This window comes from Paenibacillus sp. UNC217MF, assembly GCF_000686865.1.
GTDB classification, from domain to species: domain Bacteria; phylum Bacillota; class Bacilli; order Paenibacillales; family Paenibacillaceae; genus Paenibacillus_B; species Paenibacillus_B suaedae.
On record NZ_JMLT01000003.1, the window covers coordinates 340,969 to 361,652 of the forward strand.

Here is a 20,684-nt window from a genome sequence, read left to right on the forward strand (position 1 = left end):
TCCTCATGATGCAGGAAAGGTCTTCAAGAAATGTTATCTATAGAAATAGAATTCAAAATCAAATTCAAATTCGCCTTCTTTTCTTCTTAGTTGCCCCATGTCGTTGGATCATGACGCCATGCTTGGAGCACATCCATATCTTCGGCTTGAATAACACCATGATCCAGTGCCGTCTGCGTCAGTGCTGTATAGTTCGACAGCGTGCGAAGTGGAATCCCTGCTTCCTCGAATGCAGAAGTTGCTTTTTCCAATTGGTAGCTGAAGATCGCCAGTACTGCCAATGGCTTAGCTCCTGCTTCCTTCACGGCAAGTGCGGCTTTCAAGGAGCTTCCACCTGTAGAAATCAAATCCTCTATGACAACAACCTTCTGTCCAGGACGAATGATTCCCTCAATTTGATTTTGCTTTCCGTGGCCTTTTGCCTTGTCGCGAATATAAGCCATTGGCAAGCCAAGTTTGTCCGCTACCCAAGCAGCATGCGGAATGCCTGCTGTAGCTGTGCCTGCGATAACTTCTGCATCAGGAGCGTATTGTTTCACCAAGGAAGCAAATCCTTCTGCAATTGCATCTCGAATCTCTGGGTAGGACATTGTCAAGCGATTGTCGCAGTAGATTGGAGATTTCATGCCTGACGTCCACGTAAATGGTTCATTTGGACGAAGCGCTACCGCTTGGATATTTAATAGATGCTGTGCAATTGTGCGTTCCAGGTTCGTTGTAGTCATTAGTTCAACAGCTCCTTCATAATAGATAGAATCGCGTCGCGTGGATTCGGTGCAGCAGTTATCGGGCGGCCGACCACAATATAATCTGTTCCTTGCTCAAATGCTTGTGCTGGAGTCATGACACGGGATTGGTCACCCTTTGCACTACCTGCTGGACGGATCCCAGGCGTAATCGTATGGAATTCTTCTCCGCAAGCAGCCTTAATTGCAGTTACTTCCTGAGGCGATGCCACAACCCCGTTAAGCCCTGCTAGCTTTGTCAGCTTCGCATAACGTACGACAGTGTCAGCTACCTTGCCAGGAATTCCGAGTTCCTCATTCATCACCGTTTCATTCGTGCTCGTTAATTGCGTGACTGCAATCACGACGGGTCGTTTCAACTCCGCATTTTCAGCCAGTGCCGCTTCTACACCCTCCATAGCAGAAGCCATCATCGCTGCACCGCCGCCTGCATGGACATTGAACATATCAACGCCTAGCTTCGTGATGCTGTTCGCTCCACCCTTAACTGTGTTCGGGATATCATGCATCTTTACATCAAGAAAAACTTTGTAGCCTTTATCCTTCAGCTCGCGAACAAACGCTGGGCCCGCTGCATAGAACAACTGCATGCCTACCTTCATATAACAAGGGATTCCTTGCAGCTGCTGCAGCAGCTCTCTCGCTGCGTCTGCATTCGGATAATCCAGTGCGACCATAATTCTGCCCGCCGCTTCTGCCTCGCTCCATCGTTTGTTCATCGTGACACCTCTTCGTATTTTTCTCGTACCTTGCCCCAAGCTTCGTCCATAGCCTATTCATACTCCGAGGAGGCCTTGCGGCCTCCTCGATTCTGCTTTATTGTGAGACGATACTCGTCTATTTCTTCAGTGATTACTTCTGAACAACCGGCATTGCGCGGGATGAGAAGTTGATTTGCTCCAGCATGCCCAGCAGCGCGCGTACAGTATCCAGCGATGTCATGCAGACTACGCCGTTCTCTACTGCTTCGCGGCGAATGCGGAAGCCATCGCGTTCTGGCGTTTTGCCCTTCGTCAAGGTGTTGACAACGAAGTGCGCCTCTCCTCCGCGGATGAGATCCAGAATGTTAGGCGAGCCTTCTGTCAGTTTCTTGACATTTGTCACGCTCAGACCTGCATTTTCAAGCGCAACCGCTGTTCCACCTGTCGCAATGATCTTGTAGCCAAGGCCCACGAAACCGCGCATCAATTCAACTGCTTCTTCCTTATCCTTATCTGCTACTGTACAGATGATGGCGCCAGTGGAAGGAATCTTCATACCGGAACCGATAAGGCCTTTGTACAATGCCTTCGCATATTGCTTGTCGCGTCCCATAACTTCACCTGTTGATTTCATCTCAGGACCGAGTGTCGGTTCAACGCGGCGCAGCTTCGCGAACGAGAACACAGGAACTTTAACCGATACATGGTCATCTTCTGGCCACAAGCCCTCTTGATAGCCAAGGTCACTCAGCTTCGTACCCAAGATAAGTTTCGTTGCCACATTCGCCATTGGAATGTTCGTCACTTTACTTAAGAATGGAACCGTACGCGAGGAGCGTGGATTCACTTCAATCACATATACTTGGTCATGGTAGATGACGAACTGGATGTTAATCAAGCCGACTGTCTTCAGTTCCTTTGCGATGCGAATCGTAACATCCACGATTTGCTGCTTCAGCTCTTCGGACAAGTGCTGTGGTGGATATACCGCAATCGAGTCACCGGAGTGTACCCCTGCGCGCTCAACATGCTCCATGATACCAGGGATAAGCACCGTCTCGCCATCACAGATGGCATCGACTTCAACCTCTTTGCCAAGCATGTAGCGGTCGATGAGAACCGGATGCTCAGGGTTGATTTTCACTGCTTGCTCCATGTAGGTCAACAGTTCTTGGTCAGAGTACACGATTTCCATTGCGCGTCCGCCCAGAACGTAGGATGGACGAACAAGTACCGGGTAGCCGAGTGATTGTGCCGTACCTACTGCCTCGTCAACAGATGTTACCGTGCTGCCTTGCGGCTGTGCAATATGAAGGCGCGACAGCAAAGCTTCGAATTTCTTCCGGTCTTCCGCTTCATCGATGCTCTCCAAGCTCGAACCGAGAATCCGCACACCAGCAGCTGCCAGCGGTGCTGCAAGGTTGATAGCCGTTTGTCCACCGAATTGGACGATAACCCCTACCGGCTTCTCCTGCTCAATAACATTCATTACGTCTTCGAAGAAGAGCGGCTCGAAGTACAAGCGGTCTGATGTGTTGAAGTCCGTTGATACGGTCTCAGGATTGTTGTTGATGATTACTGCTTCATACCCTGCATCTTGAATCGCCCATACCGCATGTACAGTCGAGTAGTCGAATTCGATACCTTGACCGATGCGAATTGGACCAGAGCCAAGTACTAAGATTTTTTCTTTATTGGATTCAATAACTTCATTTTCTACTTCATAGGTCGAGTAGTAGTACGGTGTTGTCGCTTCGAACTCTGCCGCACATGTATCGACCATTTTATAGACAGGCTTCAAGCCTTGTTGTACCCGATAGTCACGAACCTCGGCTTCCTTCGTGTAAGTGCCGCCAGGCTGGCCTTCACTGCGCAGTTCAGCAATCGCGCGGTCTGTGAAGCCCATGCGCTTCGCTTCGTAGAGCGTTTGCTCAGTCAGTGTTTCTTCTTCACGAATGCGATCCTCAAACTTGACCATGCCTTCCAGCTTGTCGAGGAACCACCAGTCGATTTTCGTGAGATCCTGCAACTGCTGCAGTGTGTATCCGCGGCGGAATGCTTCTGCCAGCAAGAACATGCGCTCATCATCTGGTGTTTGCAGACGATATCCCAGTGTTTCTTTGTCCAGCTCTTCCGTACCTTTCAACATCAAGCGATGTACGCCGATTTCCAGGGAGCGGATTGCCTTGTGCATGGACTCTTCGAATGTACGTCCGATAGCCATGACTTCGCCAGTTGCTTTCATTTGCGTACCGAGCTTACGGTTCGCTTGTGTGAATTTATCGAACGGCCAGCGTGGAATCTTCGATACGATGTAATCGAGTGTAGGCTCGAAGCATGCGTATGTTTGCCCCGTAACTGGATTCACGATTTCGTCAAGTGTGTAGCCGACCGCGATTTTCGCTGCCATCTTCGCAATCGGATAGCCTGTTGCTTTCGAAGCGAGTGCAGAAGAGCGGCTGACACGAGGGTTAACCTCGATGACATAGTATTGATAGCTGTGTGGATCCAGCGCGAACTGAACGTTACATCCACCCTCGATGTTGAGCGCGCGGATAATTTTAAGCGATGCGGAGCGCAGCATTTGATACTCGCGATCCGACAGCGTTTGGCTCGGTGCTACGACAATACTGTCGCCAGTATGGACACCTACCGGGTCGAAGTTCTCCATGTTGCAGACTACGATACAGTTGTCGTTCGCGTCACGCATAACTTCGTACTCGACTTCCTTCATGCCCGCGATGCTCTTCTCAATCAAGCACTGTCCGATTGGACTGTAGCGGATACCTGATGCAACCGTATCGCGCAACTCTTCTTCGTTCGCACAAATACCGCCGCCTGTACCCCCAAGCGTATAAGCAGGACGGACGATGATTGGGTACCCAATCGTATTTGCGAAGTCAACTGCTTCCTGTACCGAGTTGACAATAACACTTTCCGGTACCGGCTGCTCCAGTTCACGCATCAGGTCGCGGAACAAGTCACGGTCTTCTGCGCGCTCAATGGAATCTAGCTGCGTCCCGAGAAGCTTCACGTTCTCTTGCTCAAGCACACCTGCACGAGCAAGTTCCATAGCCATATTCAAGCCAGTCTGGCCACCCAGTGTCGGAAGCAATCCATCTGGGCGCTCTTGGCGGATAATCTGTGTTACAAACTCCAGAGTAATCGGCTCGATATACACCTTATCGGCCATATTTGTATCTGTCATAATCGTAGCTGGGTTGCTGTTGATAAGAACGACTTCCATGCCTTCTTCTTTCAGTGCTTCACATGCTTGTGTTCCTGCATAGTCGAACTCGGCTGCCTGACCGATTACGATCGGGCCTGATCCGATAACAAGGATTTTCTTGAGGTTGTTATTTTTCGGCATTTTATAGTTCCCCTTTCAGCTGTGCTACGAGCTCCGCTTGGCGCGGAGTCTTAGGTTGATTGCGTTTATGCTCTCGAATCATATCAATGAATTGGTCGAACAAGTAGCTGCTGTCATGCGGACCAGGAGCCGCTTCTGGGTGATATTGTACCGAGAAGGCTGGGTACTTCGCATGTGCAAGTCCTTCAATTGTTTTATCGTTATTGTTGATATGAGTTACTTTCAATTCCGTACCTTGTACCGAATCCTCCAGAACTGTATATCCATGGTTCTGAGAAGTAATATAGCAGCGATTCGTTGCGAGCTCTTTAACCGGATGATTTCCACCGCGATGGCCGAACTTCAATTTCCCAGTGTCAGCTCCGCAAGCGAGTGCGAACAATTGGTGTCCCAAGCAGATACCGAAGATTGGGTACTCTCCAAGAAGCTCTTGCAGCATCTTCACAGCATGCGGCACATCCTTCGGATCCCCAGGGCCGTTGGACAATTGAATTCCATCAGGGCGCAAGCGCCGAATTTCGTCTGCTGTTGTGTCATGAGGAACGACGACTACATCACAGCCGCGCTTTGTCAGCTCGCGCACGATACCGCTCTTCGCGCCGAAGTCGACAAGTACGATGCGTTCTTTGTCACCAGGGCTGGAGAACAGCTGCTTCGTTGAAGTGCGTGCTACTTGATCCCGCATCAATTCCGCAACACCTAGCATTTCCTTCAATTCTTCTATTGATTGGTTGCCCGTTGTCAGCAATCCCTTCATCGTACCAAAGTGACGAAGCTTGCGAGTCAGCATGCGCGTATCGATGCCGCTGATGCCTACGATGCCGTATTCTTTCAGAAGACGGTCTACCGAATACTCAGCGCGCCAGTTGCTAGGAACTTCTTCATGTCTGCGCACGACGAACCCGTTTACGTAAGGACGAATGGATTCGAAGTCATCCCGCGTAATGCCGTAGTTGCCAATCAGCGGGTACGTCATCGTTACAATTTGTCCACAGTAAGATGGGTCGGACAATACCTCTTGATATCCTGTAATCCCTGTATTAAATACAACCTCACCTACAGACTCACCGTCTGCACCGAACCCCGTTCCTGTAAAGAGGGTACCATCTTCCAACAACAATCTTGCTTGCATGTCCGTCACTCCTCGCTCTCTATCTTGTGCACTTCACGTTGCTATTCTTATCTATCTATAATGGACTATCTATCGATCTTGTTACTTGCTCCATACAAGACGGCCGTCTACGAATGTCTTCACTGGCCATCCCTTCAAGCTCCAATCTGTAAACGGCGTATTCCGTCCCTTAGTCAAGAATTCGTCCGGATTCACTTTATGCTCGGTCTCCAAGTCAATAACCGTAATGTCTGCCGGCGCTCCTTCTTCAAGACGTCCTGTATTCAAGCCGAACGTTCTTGCCGGGTCGCTTGTCATGCGATTGATGAGCAGAGATAGCGGCCATTTGCCTGTCGCTACAAATTTCGTATAAAGGAGAGGGAATGCTGTTTCCAATCCGACAATACCGAACGGTGCAAGCTCCATCCCTTTGGCTTTCTCTTCTTCACTATGTGGCGCATGGTCTGTTACGACAATGTCGATTGTGCCATCTACCAGCGCCTCAATGCAGGCTTCTACATCGCGAGGAGAGCGAAGCGGTGGATTCATCTTCCAGTTTGCATCCAATCCCGGGATATCTTCATCTGAGAGAAGCAGGTGATGTGGACATATCTCTGCAGTCACCTTCACACCGAACTGCTTCGCTTGACGGATAAGCCGAACGGACTGTTCTGTGCTAACGTGGCACACATGATAATGTACGCCTGTCGCTTCTGCCAGCAGCACATCCCGGCCTACATGAATCGCTTCCGATTCATTCGGAATCCCCTTCAATCCATGCTTGCGGGCGAACTCTCCATCTGTTACTGCCGCACCTTTAACTAGCGAATCATCTTCACAGTGTGCGATAACCGGCATGCCCAGTTCCTTGGCCCAGTTCATCGCATCCTTCATCATTTGGGCATTCTGTACGCCAACCCCATCGTCAGTGAAGCCGACAACACCTGCATTTTTCAAGGCTACAAAGTCTGTAAGCTCTCTTCCCAGCTCACTCTTCGTAATTGAGCCATAAGGCAAGACCTTCACATAGCCTTCTTGCTTAGCCTTATCGAGTATAAGTTGTACCGTTTCTGGTGTGTCTGTGACTGGACGTGTATTTGGCATACATGCGATTGTTGTAAATCCACCCTTTGCCGCGGAGTGAGTACCTGTTGCAATCGTTTCTTTATGTTCAAAGCCAGGCTCTCTCAAATGAACGTGCATGTCGATGAAGCCTGCCGATACGAATTTTCCTTCGATGTCATGAACTTCTGCTCCCGCTGGAGCAGCTTCTTCGCGATTCGTAATCCGACGGATGACGCCTTCTTCCATCCAAATGTTAGCGTCAACCAATTCGCCTTCGGTATTTAATATCTTTGCATTTGTTAATACGATCATCGGTTTCTCTCTCCTTACAGTGCCATTGTGAAGTGTTCGTCCGTCTGGTTGGTATTTTTCAATTTCATTCAATTTCAATCTATCGATTTCTTCTATATAAGAAGTGATTCCTATGAGAGTGCTCGCTCCAGTACTGCCATCCGTACGGGAACCCCGTTTGCCATTTGCTCGAAGATTCGCGACTGTTCTGCTTCAACGACCTCGTCATCAATTTCTACATTGCGATTGACAGGGGCTGGATGCATAACAATCGCATGTTTCTTCATCAATGCGACGCGTTCAAGCGTCATGCCGTACTCTGACCGGTACGCCGCTGTCGAGTGCATCACTTCTGATTCATGACGCTCAAGTTGTACGCGAAGCATCATGACCACATCTGACTGCAGCGCTTCATCTATCGTCACATACGGTGCGTCCAAATCATGAGCACGCATATTATCCGGTGCACAGAAGCTTACGTTCGCTCCGAACTTGCGAAGCGCGTATAAATTAGAGCGTGCCACTCGGCTATGCTCAACATCTCCGACTATCGTGACATTCAGTCCATCTAGCTTTCCAAAATGCTTGCGCATTGTGTACAGGTCTAGGAGTGCCTGTGTGGGATGCTCATTATTCCCGTCGCCTGCGTTGATCAGCGGCATCTTGACGCGTTCCGCAATTTGTTCCAAGAGCCCAATCGGCTTCAAGCGGATAACCCCTGCATCCATGCCCATAGATTCGAGTGTTCGAACCGTATCGTAGATTGATTCGCCCTTCTCTACACTCGAGGAGGATGCAGAGAAGTTGATAACCTCTGCACCCAGACGCTTCTCGGCTACTTCGAACGAACAGCGGGTGCGCGTGCTGTTCTCGAAAAACATGTTGGCTACAAATTTATTTTTTAATGCATCTTGTACTTTAACATCCTGCCCATCCCAATGTGCGGCTCGATTCAATATGGATTCGATTTCGAATCTGCTTAGTGACTTTAAGCCCAGTAAGCTGCGGTCTTTTACCGTACGTTCCAACTGTATTGTCATTACTGCTACCCCCTGTGGTGTACGATTTTCACTTCATCGATGCCGTCTAATTCCTTCAAGGCAACTTCAATCTCTTCGGTGCGTGAAGTCGGTACGTTTTTACCGACATAATCAGGTCGAATCGGCAATTCCCGATGCCCTCGATCTGCCAGTACCGCCAGCTGAATCATTTGCGGTCGGCCCTGATCCATTAGTGCATCCATTGCTGCACGAATCGTCCGCCCTGTATAGAGCACATCGTCGCACAAGATAATTTTCTTATCCTGTATTGGGAATGGCTCACTAATGTCTGCCGCCTCCCGCTCTTCCCGCTTCTTGTCATCGCGATATCTCGTGATATCCAACTCTCCGACTTGAATGTTCACATTCTCAATCAGTTGGATTCGTTCGGCAATGCGCCTTGCGAAGAAGATCCCTCTTGTCCGGATTCCGACAAGTACACAGTTTTCAATGCCTTTATTTCGTTCGAGAATTTCGTGTGCGATCCGTGTTAGTGCTCGTCGAATCGCTGCTTCATCCATAATGATGTTGAATTCGGTCGTGCTCATTTGGATTTTGTCTCCTTCCGTTTTCCCACCCTTACACGAGTAAGGACTGGGCTGTTTATCGATAGTGTGCGCAGATACAAAAAAACTCCTTGCCCGTAGGCAAGGAGTTGTGCATTCACGATATGCGCGGAAAGAAGCTGCATGAAGCTACAGCGCAGAAGTAGAAGCTCTTCGCGATCCATCATAGCTCTCGGCATCTGACGGACATGCTTCTTCCTTCCGCTCTTCACGTGTTCTTTCTCGTAAACGAGCGTTACCTTGCCAGTCTCACGGGACTGATTTAAAGGTCTTATTTGATTAACTGGATTATCCCACTTCTCACGATCCATGTCAAGTAATACTACTCATATAAATTTTAGAAAATATATTCAACGTCGGTAAGTCTGCGCTTGAGCTCACTCATTACACGCTTCTCTTCCGCCTCGCCCCGGGCTTGGAACGTAACTGAAAACCGAATAAAGCGTCCTGCATCATCCCAAGGCACTGTCGAGATTAACTTCTCTCGAATTAAATATTGGGAGAAGTCCTCAGCCGTTCTGAATTCTGGCCCTCCCTGTACCGCCTTTGGCGCTTCAACATAGAGGAAGAAGGAACCTTGCGGCTTAACGGCACGGAATCCCGCTTCATTAAGTGCTGCAACTAGCAGGTCATGACGGCGAGAGTATTTGTCAGCGATCGCTTCCGTAATCTCTGGATGAGCCAGACCGTATGCAGCTGCCTTCTGGATCGCGATGAACTGGCCGGAATCGTTATTGTCCTTGACGTCACCGAATGCCTTCACAATGAGCGGATTGCCGGCAATAAAGCCAATGCGCCATCCCGTCATGTTGTACGACTTGGACAAGGAATGGAGCTCAACCCCAACGTCCTTCGCCCCAGGTACGCTCAAGAAGCTTAGCGGCTTGTTGCCGTCATAGGTCAACGCTGCGTAAGGGGCATCATGTACAATGATGACCTTGTGCTGCTTCGCCCAAGCAATGGCCTTGGTGAAGAACTCAACACTCGCTACTGCTCCAGTTGGATTGTTCGGATAGTTCAAATAGAGCAGCTTGGCCCGTTGGCACACCTCTTCAGGGATCGCATCCAAATCAGGCAAGAAGTTATTGTCAGCCGTAAGCGGAATGTTATACACTTCTCCTCCTAAATATTTCGTGTGCGTACCCATTACCGGATAGCCAGGAACCGTCATAATCGTAATGTCCCCTGGATTGATGAAGCAGGAAGGCAGCATCGCAAGCGCTGGCTTCGTACCAATGGAATGAAGCACCTCAGTGTCTGGATCAATCCCTTCGACCTGAAATACTTCTTTCAAATAGGTTGCCGCAGCATGCTTAAACTCTGCAATTCCATTATCAGCATAACCGCGGTTTTCAGGCTTGGACGCTTCTTCTGCCAATGCAGCCACGATACCTGCGTCAGCCATTTCATCCGGTTCACCGACACCCATATCGATTAATTCCACATCAGGGAACTGTAATTTGGCAGCAGCCTTAGCTCGTTTGATCTTTTCAAATTTGTAGATATTCGTGTCTTTTCCGTAATTGGCTCCGCCAATTCGCTCTGCAAATGTATGTTGAATATATGTGTTTTGATAAAATTCTGTCGTCATCTTATCCAGCCCTTTCTCCTGCACTAGTCTTATATCATCGGTTATGATGCCAATGTATTAACTATGCTTGATAATGACGACGAAAGGAATGAACGATCTCCAATACAATTTGCACTTTTTTCATACGAATATAAGAATACACACTGTTTTACAACTAAATATCATGGTTTAATTTGCATAATTATGACTAAACAGCAACTATCTATTGCGAATGGAATGAAGCAAGTTCTCCATGTCTTCCGGAAGCGGAGCATGAAGTTCCACAGTCTCCCCGCTTGCAGGATGTACGAATCCCAGCGTCATGGCATGTAATGCCTGTCCATTCATAGTCAGACCGCGCGTCCCTCGACTGTACATTGGATCCCCGACAAGAGGATGACCAATGAATTTCATATGCACACGGATCTGATGTGTACGACCTGTCTCCAATTGCAATTCAACAAGGGTCGCGTCCCCGAACCGCTCCATTACTTTAAAATGTGTCACCGCATGCTTGCTGTTATTCTCGGTTACGGTGTACATCTTCCGATCATGGGTATCACGCCCAATTGGGGCGTCGATTGTTCCTTGATCATGAGGCACATTCCCGTGCACAAGCGCCACATATTTCCGTGTAACCGAATGCTCTTTCAGCTGTGCTGCCAGGTGAACATGTGCGCGATCATGCTTGGCCGCCATCAGCAAGCCTGATGTATCCTTATCAATGCGGTGAACAATTCCAGGCCGAAGTTCGCCGTTAATACCAGACAAATCACGACAATGGAACATCAATGCATTAACAACCGTCCCCGAGGTATGTCCTGGTGCTGGATGGACAACCATACCACGCGGCTTATTAATTACAATAACGTCCTTATCTTCAAAATATACATCCAGTGGAATATCCTCAGCTACAATATCGGCAGACTCCGGCTCTGGCATTGTCAGTGTGATGACATCTTCGGCAGCTACTTTGTAGTTCGGCTTCACTGGATTACCATTCACGAGCACATGCTGATCACGTATCCATAGTTGGACTTGTGACCGAGAAACCTCTTCTTCAATTGACTCTGTAATAAATTTGTCGATCCGATCTTTTGCATTAGCCAACTCGACCGTCCATATGTATGGCTCCCGACCTTCGTCCCCTGCTTGTTCTTGCATTTGATGTTCTTCTGTCATTGCTTACAATCCCCTCTATGCTAATCCTATGCTTGGTTCGATGAATGATCTTGTTGTTCTGCAGGTGTACCCGTGCCGGATTGATTCTCCCGCTTCACGGTAACGAGCGCATCAAGCAGTACCAGTCCTACTCCGATACAAATTCCCATATCTGCTACATTGAATATTGGGAACGTGTAAGACCCGAAATTGAACTGCAGGAAATCAACAACTTCCCCTGTAAGCAGACGGTCGATAAAATTGCCAATCGCCCCACCTAAGATCAAGCTGAGTCCCAGTGGTAATATGACCCCACTCTGGTGTTTAATCTTCTGCATATACCATACAAGTCCGATTACTACCACTATCGTAATGACAATGAAGAACCAGCGTTGATTTTCTAAAATACTGAAGGCCGCCCCCGTATTCCGATGCGACGTAATCAAGAAAAAGTCACCAATTACCGAAATTTTTTCTCTCAGTTGCAAATTCGTAGCGATCATCCATTTGCTTACTTGATCAATCAGCAAAACGATAAAGGCGATAATATAGTACCACACGTGCCACAGTCACCTCATTTAATTTTTATTAAGTGTGAAAGAACTTGAAGCTGTGCTCATTGTATCACAGGAGCCGAACCCAAACCAATCCAACGCCTACGCCATTTACCACGCAGGAACGTCCTTCAACTTGCACATGCTAGACATAAGTTACGCCAACGCGAAAGGAGCGTTCTGCACGAATGAATCGACTATCCTCTGAACAATTAAACAGCTTGCAACAACAATTGCTGCAATCCAAGGCTCAGATCGAGCGCCGTCTTCATCACGGAGATCATTATGGCTTGTCCAATTCTTTACGTGAAAACACAGGAGAGCTATCTACACTGGACAATCACCCCGCGGACGTTGGTACTGAGATGTTCGAGCGCGGTAAGGACATCGCACTAAATGAGCACGATGAAATATTGCTTGAACGCATTGATACTGCACTATCCCGCATGGATAAGGGACAATACGGCAAGTGTGTTGTATGCGGCAAAGACATCCCTTATGAACGTCTTGAAGCCGTCCCTTCCACGATGTATTGCGTCGAGCATTCCCCTGAGCAGATTGTGTCCGAACGTCGGCCGGTCGAAGAACAGTTTCTTATGCCTCCATTCGGGAGGACTAGCCTTGACGAAGATACGCAAAATGGCTTCGACGGTGAAGATGCTTGGCAAATAGTCGAGTCCTGGGGGACATCCAATACACCTGCCATGCATGAAGAACGCGACGTCGATGATTATGGCAATCTCTACATCGAAGCATCCGAAGAACTCGATGGCTGTGTTGAAGCCTATGAGAGCTTTGTCGCTACGGATATGACAGGACGCCATGTAACTATCGTTCGCAATCGTCAATATCGTCAATATATGGATAACCAAGAGGGCGTCGGGTTATTCGAGCCTGATCAAGAATATGATGCCGATTACGATGGGAATCAATAGAACTTCGCATCAAGCTGATGTTGAACGATCCGTACAATGTCAGCGATAAAATCACCGATGATAGGCAGATTGAGCGCGCCTAAATATTGCAAAATGTAGACAATGATAGCCGTAAATAGCGTAAATCCAATCGCAATTCCAACACCGCGGGCCGCTCCACCCATAAGGTTCACCCAGATCAGCTTGCGCGGATTGAACAGCAATTCATTGTATTCTGAAATTCTAGACTTCTCCATCGCTTGTGCGATTTGCAGCGTATAATCATGAATGCTCTTCATCATTTTTTTAGCATCTTCTTCATCTTGGGGAGAGGTGATCGAGCTGCCTGCTTTCGATTCTCCCTGGGTATCCAATGAACTCGAATCCGTGAGTTGCTCCTTACCCTTGGTTATGTGAGTATCATCCTCTTGTTGAATTATTGTTTGTTCACGCTCGGCACTTGGGTTATGCGGATTTGTAGAATTGTTCGAATCATGCTCTGTCATGACAGACATTTCCTCCTCTGTGAAAGCCGATGTACTGCATCCCCTTATATCGCAAAAAGAGCGTGACCGAACAGATGGATTATCCATCTGCAAGGTCAACGCTCTCCCCTCTTATACTCGTCCGCGATTAACGACCACTATAGATTCCCCTGAATTGGAAACATCTATACGCAGGAACTGTTACGCAATTGCGACACGGATCGTCTTCTGTCCCAAATCAACGGATTCCATACTCTCTTGAGAACCAAACGACAAGTTCGCAACGAGTACGTTATCACGCAGTGTGGACTCGAACGCTTGAATCGCCGCTTGCAATTGCGCATCGACATCCAGAACGATATCGACCCGTTTCTCAATTGGCAGATCAAGCTTCTTGCGCAAGTCTTGGATACCGCGAACAACTTCGCGAACCCAGCCCTCTTGCTCGAGTTCCGGCGTAATCTCCGTATTCAATGCGACTGTAGTTTGATAACCTGATGCTGATGCGAAGCCAGATTTCGCTTGCTTCTCAATCAGAAGCTCCTCACGTGTCACCTCGAAGCTCTCACCGTCTTGGTTCGTGAAGTTCCATACACCGGATTCGACGATACGACGAGTGTCCTCAGCAGCCATCGACTTCAAAGCGCCTTGCAGGACACCGACATTTTTGCCGTATTTCTTGCCCGCTACTTTGAGGTTCAGCTTCAATGTGAAATCAACAAAGCCGGAGTCGCTTGTCTCGAGGCGAATCTCCTTCACATTGATCTCTTCCTTGATGACTTCTTCATAAGCCTCCAGATGGAACTCACGATCCATGGACACGATAAGCTCAGACAGCGGTTGACGCGTCTTGATGCCTGTTTCATTACGTACGTTGCGTGCCAGCTCAACGATTTCGCGAGCTGTTTCCATATCGCGTTCCAATTCGGCATCGATCAAGGCTTGATCTGCAACAGGATAGTCAGCTAAGTGCACACTCTCGCTTGTGCCGCCAAGATTCATGTAGATGTCTTCTGCAATCATCGGAGCATATGGCGCGATAAGTTTGGACAACGTGAGCAGAACACGGCGAAGCGTTTGGTAGGCGGACAACTTGTCCTCTGTCATCTCGCTGCCCCAGAAGCGGTCACGGGAACGGCGGATGTACCAGTTGCTCAACTCATCGATGTAAGACTCGATAGCTTTTGCCGGATTCAAGAAGTCATTCGCTTGCAGTCCTTTGCTTACACTTGCGATCAGCGTATGCAAGCGAGACAAGATCCAACGATCCAGCTTGTTGTTCGACGGACGCTCTTCATATGCACTAGCATCATATTGATCAATGGAAGCATACAGCGCATAGAAGGCATGCGTGTTCACAAGCGTATCAATTACTTTGGATTTCGCTTCTGCTACGATTTGCTTCGAGAAGCGCTTCGAGTTCCAAGGTGCACTATCCGACAGCAATGCCCAGCGAAATGCATCTGTACCGTACTCATTGATAATATCCCATGGGTCGATAACATTACCCTTCGATTTGGACATTTTCTGTCCATTTTCATCGAGCACGTGACCCGTTGAGATAACGGCCTTGTATGGCGCTATGCCTTTATACAGTGTTGCAACGGCGAGCAAGCTGAAGAACCAGCCGCGAGTCTGGTCAATTCCTTCACAGATGATGTCTGCAGGGAACTGTTCTTCGAACTTCTTCTCATCTCCGAACGGATGATGATGCTGAGCGAATGGCATCGAACCACTATCGAACCATACGTCAATAACTTCTGACGTACGTTCCATCTCACCGTGTTCGCAATGCGGACAGTGCAGCTTAACTTCATCCACATATGGCTTATGCAGCTCCAGGTTCTCATCTACCGGCATCGTCGCACGATCACGCAAGTCTTGATGACTGTCTGGCGAGTATTCACCTTTACAGGATCCGCATACCCATACGTTTAGCGGTGTGCCCCAGTAACGGTTACGGCTAATATTCCAGTCCACCAAGTCTTCCAAGAAGTTGCCGAAGCGGCCTTCGCGAATATGACCAGGGTACCAGTCGACCTTGCTGTTATTTGCTATTAATTGATCTTTAACCGCTGTCGTCTCAATGAACCACGATTCTGTCGCATAGTAGAGAAGCGGCGTTTTGCAGCGCCAGCAGAATGGATAGCTGTGCTCGTATTTTTCCTTGGAGTACAAGATTCCGTTCTCAGACAGCTTCTTCACGATGTCGATATCGCAATCCTTCACGAAGCGGCCTGCAAAATCAGTAATCTCATCGTTATAGCGGCCTTGGGCATTCACAACACTGATGAAGCTGATTCCGTTCTCACGGCAGCTCTTGTAGTCGTCTTCACCGTGAGCCGGGGCCATATGAACGATACCCGTACCGCTGGAATCTGTTACGAAATCAGCAGCGACGATAAGATGTCCCTTCTCGGGCATCACATATGGGAATGGAGCAGCATACGTCTTGCCAATGAACTCAGAGCCTTTATGCTCAGACAAGATCGTGTACTCGCCCTGCATCACATCTTCAACCAGATTTTTCGCAACGATATATACACCGTCTTCTTGCTGAACGCGAACATAATCCATGTTCGGATTCATGGCAAGTGCAGCGTGTGCTGGCAATGTCCACGGTGTGGTTGTCCAAGCAAGCACATATTCGCCATTGTCATGCAGCTTGAACTTCACAGTTGCAGACAAATCCTTAACCGTTTCATAACCTTGTGCTACCTCATGCGAACTGAGTGTCGTTTGGCAGCATGGGCAATATGGACTTACACGGTGCCCACGGTACAACAATCCTTTTTTATGAATCGTGGACAGGATGTGCCACACACTTTCAATATAGTTGTTATCAAGCGTGATGTATGGATCATCGAGATTCGTCCAGTACCCGATCGCTTCCGTAAGCTCACGCCACTGCTTCTCATATTCGAATACACTCGCTTTACATTTTTTAACGAATGCTTCTACCCCATAGTTCTCAATTTCCTGTTTGCCAGAAATGCCAAGCTGCTTCTCAACACCAAGCTCTACAGGTAGACCGTGTGTATCCCAGCCCGCTTTACGCACGACACGATAGCCGGACATTGTCTTGTAGCGGCAAATAAAGTCCTTAATTACACGTCCAAGCACGTGCCCAATATGGGGCTTTCCGTTTGCTGTAGGCGGTCCTTCATAAAATACGAAATTAGGTTTGTCTGCGCGATGCTCGATGGACTTGGCAAATGTATCTTCCGCGTTCCATTTCGCCAATACACGCAGCTCCCGTTCCCGGGCGCGTTCTTTGACATCAACTTTTCTCACAGTGATACTTCCTTTCTTCGATACATAATTGAGGAAACAAAAAAAACCTCCTCCCAAAAAGGGACGAGGTTCTGCTCGCGTTACCACCCTTGTTCCGTCCAACAATGACTTACAACATTGACGTACGGCACCTTCATCATGCATGCTTCTCCAAGCATACAAGCCCCCAATAACGGAGGGGATCCGGATATACTTACTACGCCAGCCTTAATCCAACCAACTGCATTCGGCATATCTTCTCTGGGATGATGTCTGAACACGATTCGTTCGTCGGTTCTCACCTGCTCCGACTCTCTGAAGAACGGATGGGCGTGTCAGTGCGTTCCCGTCATTGAATATCACGTTATTAATACATATTTATATCGTGTTTTGCGGCAAATGTCAATCAGCCGCCCCTACGACTAATACAATTCTTTAACTTCCTTCACTTCTTCACGCTCAAGCGCATCCCAGCCGTCTTGATTGAGCAGCTCCATCTGAGCCTCAACCAATGTGCGGAAGCGTGCACGATAAATCGAGGATTGCTTCTTAAGCTCCTCAACTTCCAACGCAACTTTGCGCGACTTCGCCAGTGCATCGTTCACGATGCGATCTGCATTTTTCTCAGCTTCTTTGACGATAAGCTGTGCTTCCTTCTTCGCATTGCTCTTCACTTCATCCGCAGCTTCTTGTGCAACGATGATCGTTTTGCTCAAGGTTTCCTCAAGATTCGCGAAATGGTCAAGCTTGTCCTGCAAGGAGTTTGCATGGTTTTGCAGTTCCTTGTTCTCGCGAATTAGCGCTTCATAATCTTTAATAATCTGATCGAGGAACTCGTTAACAGCGTCCTCATCATAACCGCGCAGCTTGCGGCTAAATTCCTTGTTATGTATGTCTAGTGGTGTCAATGGCATCGTGTGCACCTCCTCAAAATTACAAAAGCATGCGGCAAATCATGTCTTTTCGAACCCTCTTAGCTGCAAACGTACAAACTACAGCGAGCTCAACGTGTATAAGTACCTACCGAAATACGCATGCGGCCTTTTTTCGACACGCCTTCAATTTCTATTACTTTGAATCGTCCGAACCCTTGCAAGGAGACAACATCCCCCGCTTGGAGCTGGGTGGACGGATTTTCTTCTACCTTCCAGTTCACCTTGCATCTCCCCGCCTTGATCGGGGTTACGATCTTCGTTCGGCTAAGTCTGAATACATCGCTGGCAATGCCATCCAATCGAAGGGATGCAACACTTATGGACATCATATTCAGCTCTGCATGAGCAGTACGAAGCTCGGATAATGGGACAATCTCGGTCATTACATTCACGCGATGTACCTGACGCAGATGTGTATCGAGAAAAGCCCCAATTTCTTCTGTGATCACAATGTGGCAACGATCATCGTTAACGTGAATATCGCCAATTTTGTCTCGCTTTATGCCAAGCCCGAGCACAGCTCCCAAGAAATCGCCATGCTCAAGCTGCCCCCAATTGCGGTCGGAAGAAGTAATTTGAAGGACTTGCATCCCCATTTCTTCTCCGTCTGCGTATACATAATCAGGAGCAATGAGCGCACGCTTGCGTTCGGCCTGCTCATGCCCTCCATCCAAGCGCAGCTGAACATCAGCATTCCGATTGACCAATGTAGCCACAATAAAAGCTTGTCTCGGATCCAAAAAATCAGTACGACGGATCTCGTGGACTTGCGCCGCACGTTCCACCCACTCCGCAGCGCGATCGACAAACACACGCTCATCAGGGTGAAAGTGCGTATAAATATTTTCATTTGCTGTCATCACTAGCACTCACCTATTGCTAAATAAAATACTGAAGTACAGCAATTACACCTCTGTACACGAACTCAAGCGTGAACAATGCCACGATTGGGGAAATGTCCAGCATCCCGCCGATTGGCGGAATAATACGGCGGAACGGAGCCAAATAAGGCTCAACAATCTTGCCTAGAATCTCGCCGATAAAGCTCTCGCGTACATTAGGTACCCAAGACATCAAAATATAAACAATAATTAACCATCTGTATATGTTGAACAGGTAATACACGTATTCAGCAATCTGATACTCCAACAAGGTCACCTCGTTTGCATGTTTTCGTAATCGTCGTGTAGGATTTCTGTGATGGAACCTTGAATTTCAACCTGCTCGGGGGTACACACGAATATATTTCCACCAACCTTGGATATGTTTCCGCTTAATGCATAGACCGTGCCACTCAAGAAATCAATAATCCGAAAAGCTTGATCCTTCCGAACTCTTTGCAAATTCACGATAACCGAGCGCCGTGAACGCAAGTGATCCGCAATCTCTTGGGCCTCATCATAAGAACGCGGCTCATATAGCACCATCTTGGAGGACTTCTGTGAGTGTATGCTCACTACATTAGCAGCCTTAGAGGATTTGCGCTGGTCAAAATTCGGCGCTTCTACCTCTTGCTCGTTCATATCCGTTACTACCTTCTCACGCTCAATGATTTCTTCTTCTTCTTGAAGTCCTAGAAAATTCATAAATCGGTTCATTACACCCATTACGTTTCCCCTTCCTTCCCAACTAGGACGGATCCAAATCTCAGCCATGTCGCCCTCTCTTCCACAGCGACTTCAAAATCATTGGACATCCCCATCGATAAGTGCGGCAATGATATGGACAACGATGATCCAAATTCGTCTCGCAACTCACGTAATATGCCGTAATCTGCGAAATACGGGTCTCGTATGTTCCGGTTCAGCTTCGTATGGAGCCATCGTCATTAGTCCAATCGGCTCAATATGAGGAAACGCGCGCAATTGCTCCACAAATGCCGCGGCTTGTTCCGGTTCTAATCCATGCTTGGATTCCTCACCCTAGATATTCACCTGAATGAAGCAGCGAATGTTCCGCCCTATAGCTTCGATTCGTTGCTGCAGCGTCATTCTGTCATCCCTTCTTCCAGCCAATCCAACTCATCATGCGTCCGGTCGTCCCACCCTCCATTCGGTGGGAATAGAACATATCTATATTGCAACCGGTGCACAGTGTAGTACATTCGATATTTGTTGCCAAAATTCCTGCTTGGATCAACAAATGTCGATTCAATTCACGCAAATTAAGCATAGCATGCCCAGATGTTGTCGGACGGATGATATCATTCTGAACTTGATCCGCTTGTGGATCGCCTGCGAGCACACGCCGCACTTCGCCAATTACGCGCTCGTCCACCTCATAGCAGCAGGAGCCAATCGATGGTCCAACCGCTGCTTGAATATGCTCAATACGGCAGCCAAACTGCTCCTGCATCTTATGTACCGTTGCAGCGCCAATATTGCTGACGGTTCCTTTCCACCCTGCATGTGCAAGACCGACCACGCGCTGGATCGGATCTAAGAACATCAATGGAACACAGTCGGCATAAAATGAAGTCAATAGAACTCCCGTAACATCAGTAACCAAAGAATCCGTATTTTGAATCGCATCTTCACGATTCAGCCTTCCTTTTCCTCGTTCTTCCTCTGTAACGACATGAACATGACTTCCATGCACCTGCTCACCACATGTCCATGCTTCAAATGGCATGCCGCACGCTTTGGCGACAAGCTCGCGATTATGGATGACATCTGCCTCATTATCGTGTACATGCAGCGCACAATTCAATGAGTTAAAATGCTCACTGCTCACGCCGCCATTTCTTGTTGTGAAACCAGCCGTCAACTCTGGATAAGCCTCTGTCCATTTCTTGACATTCAATAGGACAGGCCCTTCTGCTGCCTCAGGCTTCTGTAATTGAAATGGTTCCATGACGATAATCACCTCACCGTACAGTTTACCACAAACCGTACGGTGAAGC

20 protein-coding genes and 1 pseudogene are annotated in these 20,684 nt (G+C 48.2%); 1 reads left to right on the top strand and 20 read right to left on the bottom strand.

Translation table 11 applies throughout. From position 1 onward, the window contains the following. Positions 1-86: 86 nt before the first annotated feature. The 11 genes from pyrE to lspA form a co-directional block, all read right to left on the bottom strand. Positions 87-725, bottom strand: a complete 639-nt coding sequence (gene pyrE, locus BP95_RS0101730; RefSeq protein ID WP_028531260.1) for an orotate phosphoribosyltransferase — start codon at positions 723-725, stop codon at positions 87-89. Beyond that, positions 725-1,465 carry an orotidine-5'-phosphate decarboxylase gene (gene pyrF / locus BP95_RS0101735; protein WP_028531261.1) on the bottom strand — a complete coding sequence of 247 codons (741 nt, stop codon included), beginning with the start codon at positions 1,463-1,465 and terminating at the stop codon, positions 725-727. Before pyrF ends, pyrE begins: the two co-directional genes overlap by 1 nt. Before the next feature lie 133 nt (positions 1,466-1,598). Further along, positions 1,599-4,817: a carbamoyl-phosphate synthase large subunit gene (gene carB, locus BP95_RS0101740; RefSeq protein ID WP_028531262.1), complete on the bottom strand. Its 3,219-nt coding sequence runs from the start codon at positions 4,815-4,817 to the stop codon at positions 1,599-1,601. Position 4,818: 1 nt separating this feature from the next. After that, positions 4,819-5,949 carry a glutamine-hydrolyzing carbamoyl-phosphate synthase small subunit gene (gene carA / locus BP95_RS0101745; protein ID WP_021256730.1) on the bottom strand — a complete coding sequence of 377 codons (1,131 nt, stop codon included), beginning with the start codon at positions 5,947-5,949 and terminating at the stop codon, positions 4,819-4,821. 81 nt (positions 5,950-6,030) lie between these two features. Next, positions 6,031-7,305, bottom strand: coding sequence for a dihydroorotase (locus BP95_RS0101750; RefSeq protein WP_021256731.1), 1,275 nt, complete (start codon positions 7,303-7,305; stop codon positions 6,031-6,033). A gap of 110 nt (positions 7,306-7,415) precedes the next feature. Further along, a complete protein-coding gene (locus BP95_RS0101755; RefSeq protein ID WP_028531263.1) occupies positions 7,416-8,324 on the bottom strand; it encodes an aspartate carbamoyltransferase catalytic subunit in 909 nt (302 codons plus the stop codon). Positions 8,325-8,329: 5 nt separating this feature from the next. Beyond that, positions 8,330-8,872: a bifunctional pyr operon transcriptional regulator/uracil phosphoribosyltransferase PyrR gene (gene pyrR, locus BP95_RS0101760; protein WP_021256733.1), complete on the bottom strand. Its 543-nt coding sequence runs from the start codon at positions 8,870-8,872 to the stop codon at positions 8,330-8,332. After that, the gene (locus tag BP95_RS0101765; protein ID WP_028531264.1) at positions 8,869-9,201 is read right to left on the bottom strand and encodes a hypothetical protein; all 333 of its coding nucleotides are present in this window, start codon (positions 9,199-9,201) and stop codon (positions 8,869-8,871) included. The genes pyrR and BP95_RS0101765 overlap by 4 nt, the downstream gene beginning before the upstream one ends. Before the next feature lie 26 nt (positions 9,202-9,227). After that, entirely contained in the window at positions 9,228-10,481 is a 1,254-nt protein-coding gene (locus BP95_RS0101770) for an LL-diaminopimelate aminotransferase (protein WP_028531265.1), read from the bottom strand. 198 nt (positions 10,482-10,679) lie between these two features. Next, positions 10,680-11,642, bottom strand: a complete 963-nt coding sequence (locus BP95_RS0101775) for an RluA family pseudouridine synthase (protein WP_021256736.1) — start codon at positions 11,640-11,642, stop codon at positions 10,680-10,682. A 26-nt stretch (positions 11,643-11,668) separates the two neighbouring features. Then, the gene (gene lspA, locus BP95_RS0101780) at positions 11,669-12,181 is read right to left on the bottom strand and encodes a signal peptidase II (RefSeq protein ID WP_028531266.1); all 513 of its coding nucleotides are present in this window, start codon (positions 12,179-12,181) and stop codon (positions 11,669-11,671) included. A 182-nt stretch (positions 12,182-12,363) separates the two neighbouring features. On the opposite strand from lspA, the gene BP95_RS29355 reads away from it, so the two are divergent. Beyond that, positions 12,364-13,110 carry a TraR/DksA C4-type zinc finger protein gene (locus BP95_RS29355; RefSeq protein ID WP_021256738.1) on the top strand — a complete coding sequence of 249 codons (747 nt, stop codon included), beginning with the start codon at positions 12,364-12,366 and terminating at the stop codon, positions 13,108-13,110. Here BP95_RS29355 and BP95_RS0101790 read toward each other — a convergent pair. The 9 genes and pseudogenes from BP95_RS0101790 to pgeF all read right to left on the bottom strand — a co-directional run bounded on the left by BP95_RS0101790 (position 13,104) and on the right by pgeF (position 20,635). Then, complete coding sequence (locus BP95_RS0101790; RefSeq protein ID WP_414813124.1) at positions 13,104-13,427, bottom strand: DUF5665 domain-containing protein; 324 nt, start codon at positions 13,425-13,427, stop codon at positions 13,104-13,106. The two genes, BP95_RS29355 and BP95_RS0101790, sit on opposite strands and share 7 nt — an antisense overlap. Before the next feature lie 348 nt (positions 13,428-13,775). Further along, positions 13,776-16,868 (bottom strand): isoleucine--tRNA ligase, encoded by a 3,093-nt coding sequence (gene ileS / locus BP95_RS0101795; protein ID WP_028531268.1) that lies wholly within the window; start codon positions 16,866-16,868, stop codon positions 13,776-13,778. Between the two features lie 80 nt (positions 16,869-16,948). Further along, complete coding sequence (locus BP95_RS32860) at positions 16,949-17,149, bottom strand: hypothetical protein (RefSeq protein ID WP_155987173.1); 201 nt, start codon at positions 17,147-17,149, stop codon at positions 16,949-16,951. Positions 17,150-17,269: 120 nt separating this feature from the next. After that, entirely contained in the window at positions 17,270-17,761 is a 492-nt protein-coding gene (locus BP95_RS0101800) for a DivIVA domain-containing protein (protein WP_021256741.1), read from the bottom strand. A gap of 89 nt (positions 17,762-17,850) precedes the next feature. Continuing rightward, on the bottom strand, positions 17,851-18,642 hold the full coding sequence (locus BP95_RS0101805; protein WP_028531269.1) for a YlmH family RNA-binding protein: 792 nt from the start codon (positions 18,640-18,642) through the stop codon (positions 17,851-17,853). 19 nt (positions 18,643-18,661) lie between these two features. Further along, positions 18,662-18,934, bottom strand: coding sequence for a YggT family protein (locus BP95_RS0101810; protein WP_036592436.1), 273 nt, complete (start codon positions 18,932-18,934; stop codon positions 18,662-18,664). Between the two features lie 2 nt (positions 18,935-18,936). Beyond that, positions 18,937-19,389, bottom strand: coding sequence for a cell division protein SepF (locus BP95_RS0101815; RefSeq protein ID WP_021256744.1), 453 nt, complete (start codon positions 19,387-19,389; stop codon positions 18,937-18,939). Continuing rightward, positions 19,389-19,779, bottom strand: a pseudogene (locus BP95_RS32865) (alanine racemase); the annotation flags it as partial. The pseudogene BP95_RS32865 and the gene BP95_RS0101815, both read right to left, overlap by 1 nt. Then, positions 19,778-20,635: a peptidoglycan editing factor PgeF gene (pgeF, locus tag BP95_RS0101820; RefSeq protein WP_021256745.1), complete on the bottom strand. Its 858-nt coding sequence runs from the start codon at positions 20,633-20,635 to the stop codon at positions 19,778-19,780. The gene pgeF and the pseudogene BP95_RS32865, both read right to left, overlap by 2 nt. Positions 20,636-20,684 lie beyond the last annotated feature (49 nt).

Bases quoted from the DNA above. Each gene is read 5' to 3' on its own strand.
- BP95_RS0101750 (WP_021256731.1), bottom strand. From the start codon at position 7,305: ATGATCGTATTAACAAATGCAAAGATATTAAATACCGAAGGCGAATTG.
- pyrR (WP_021256733.1), bottom strand. From the start codon at position 8,872: ATGAGCACGACCGAATTCAACATCATTATGGATGAAGCAGCGATTCGA.
- carA (WP_021256730.1), bottom strand. From the start codon at position 5,949: ATGCAAGCAAGATTGTTGTTGGAAGATGGTACCCTCTTTACAGGAACG.
- pyrF (WP_028531261.1), bottom strand. From the start codon at position 1,465: ATGAACAAACGATGGAGCGAGGCAGAAGCGGCGGGCAGAATTATGGTC.
- BP95_RS0101800 (WP_021256741.1), bottom strand. From the start codon at position 17,761: ATGCCATTGACACCACTAGACATACATAACAAGGAATTTAGCCGCAAG.
- BP95_RS0101765 (WP_028531264.1), bottom strand. From the start codon at position 9,201: ATGGATCGTGAGAAGTGGGATAATCCAGTTAATCAAATAAGACCTTTA.
- pyrE (WP_028531260.1), bottom strand. From the start codon at position 725: ATGACTACAACGAACCTGGAACGCACAATTGCACAGCATCTATTAAAT.
- pgeF (WP_021256745.1), bottom strand. From the start codon at position 20,635: ATGGAACCATTTCAATTACAGAAGCCTGAGGCAGCAGAAGGGCCTGTC.
- carB (WP_028531262.1), bottom strand. From the start codon at position 4,817: ATGCCGAAAAATAACAACCTCAAGAAAATCCTTGTTATCGGATCAGGC.
- BP95_RS0101755 (WP_028531263.1), bottom strand. From the start codon at position 8,324: ATGACAATACAGTTGGAACGTACGGTAAAAGACCGCAGCTTACTGGGC.
- BP95_RS29355 (WP_021256738.1), top strand. From the start codon at position 12,364: ATGAATCGACTATCCTCTGAACAATTAAACAGCTTGCAACAACAATTG.
- BP95_RS0101770 (WP_028531265.1), bottom strand. From the start codon at position 10,481: ATGACGACAGAATTTTATCAAAACACATATATTCAACATACATTTGCA.
- BP95_RS0101805 (WP_028531269.1), bottom strand. From the start codon at position 18,642: ATGACAGCAAATGAAAATATTTATACGCACTTTCACCCTGATGAGCGT.
- BP95_RS0101775 (WP_021256736.1), bottom strand. From the start codon at position 11,642: ATGACAGAAGAACATCAAATGCAAGAACAAGCAGGGGACGAAGGTCGG.
- BP95_RS0101815 (WP_021256744.1), bottom strand. From the start codon at position 19,389: ATGGGTGTAATGAACCGATTTATGAATTTTCTAGGACTTCAAGAAGAA.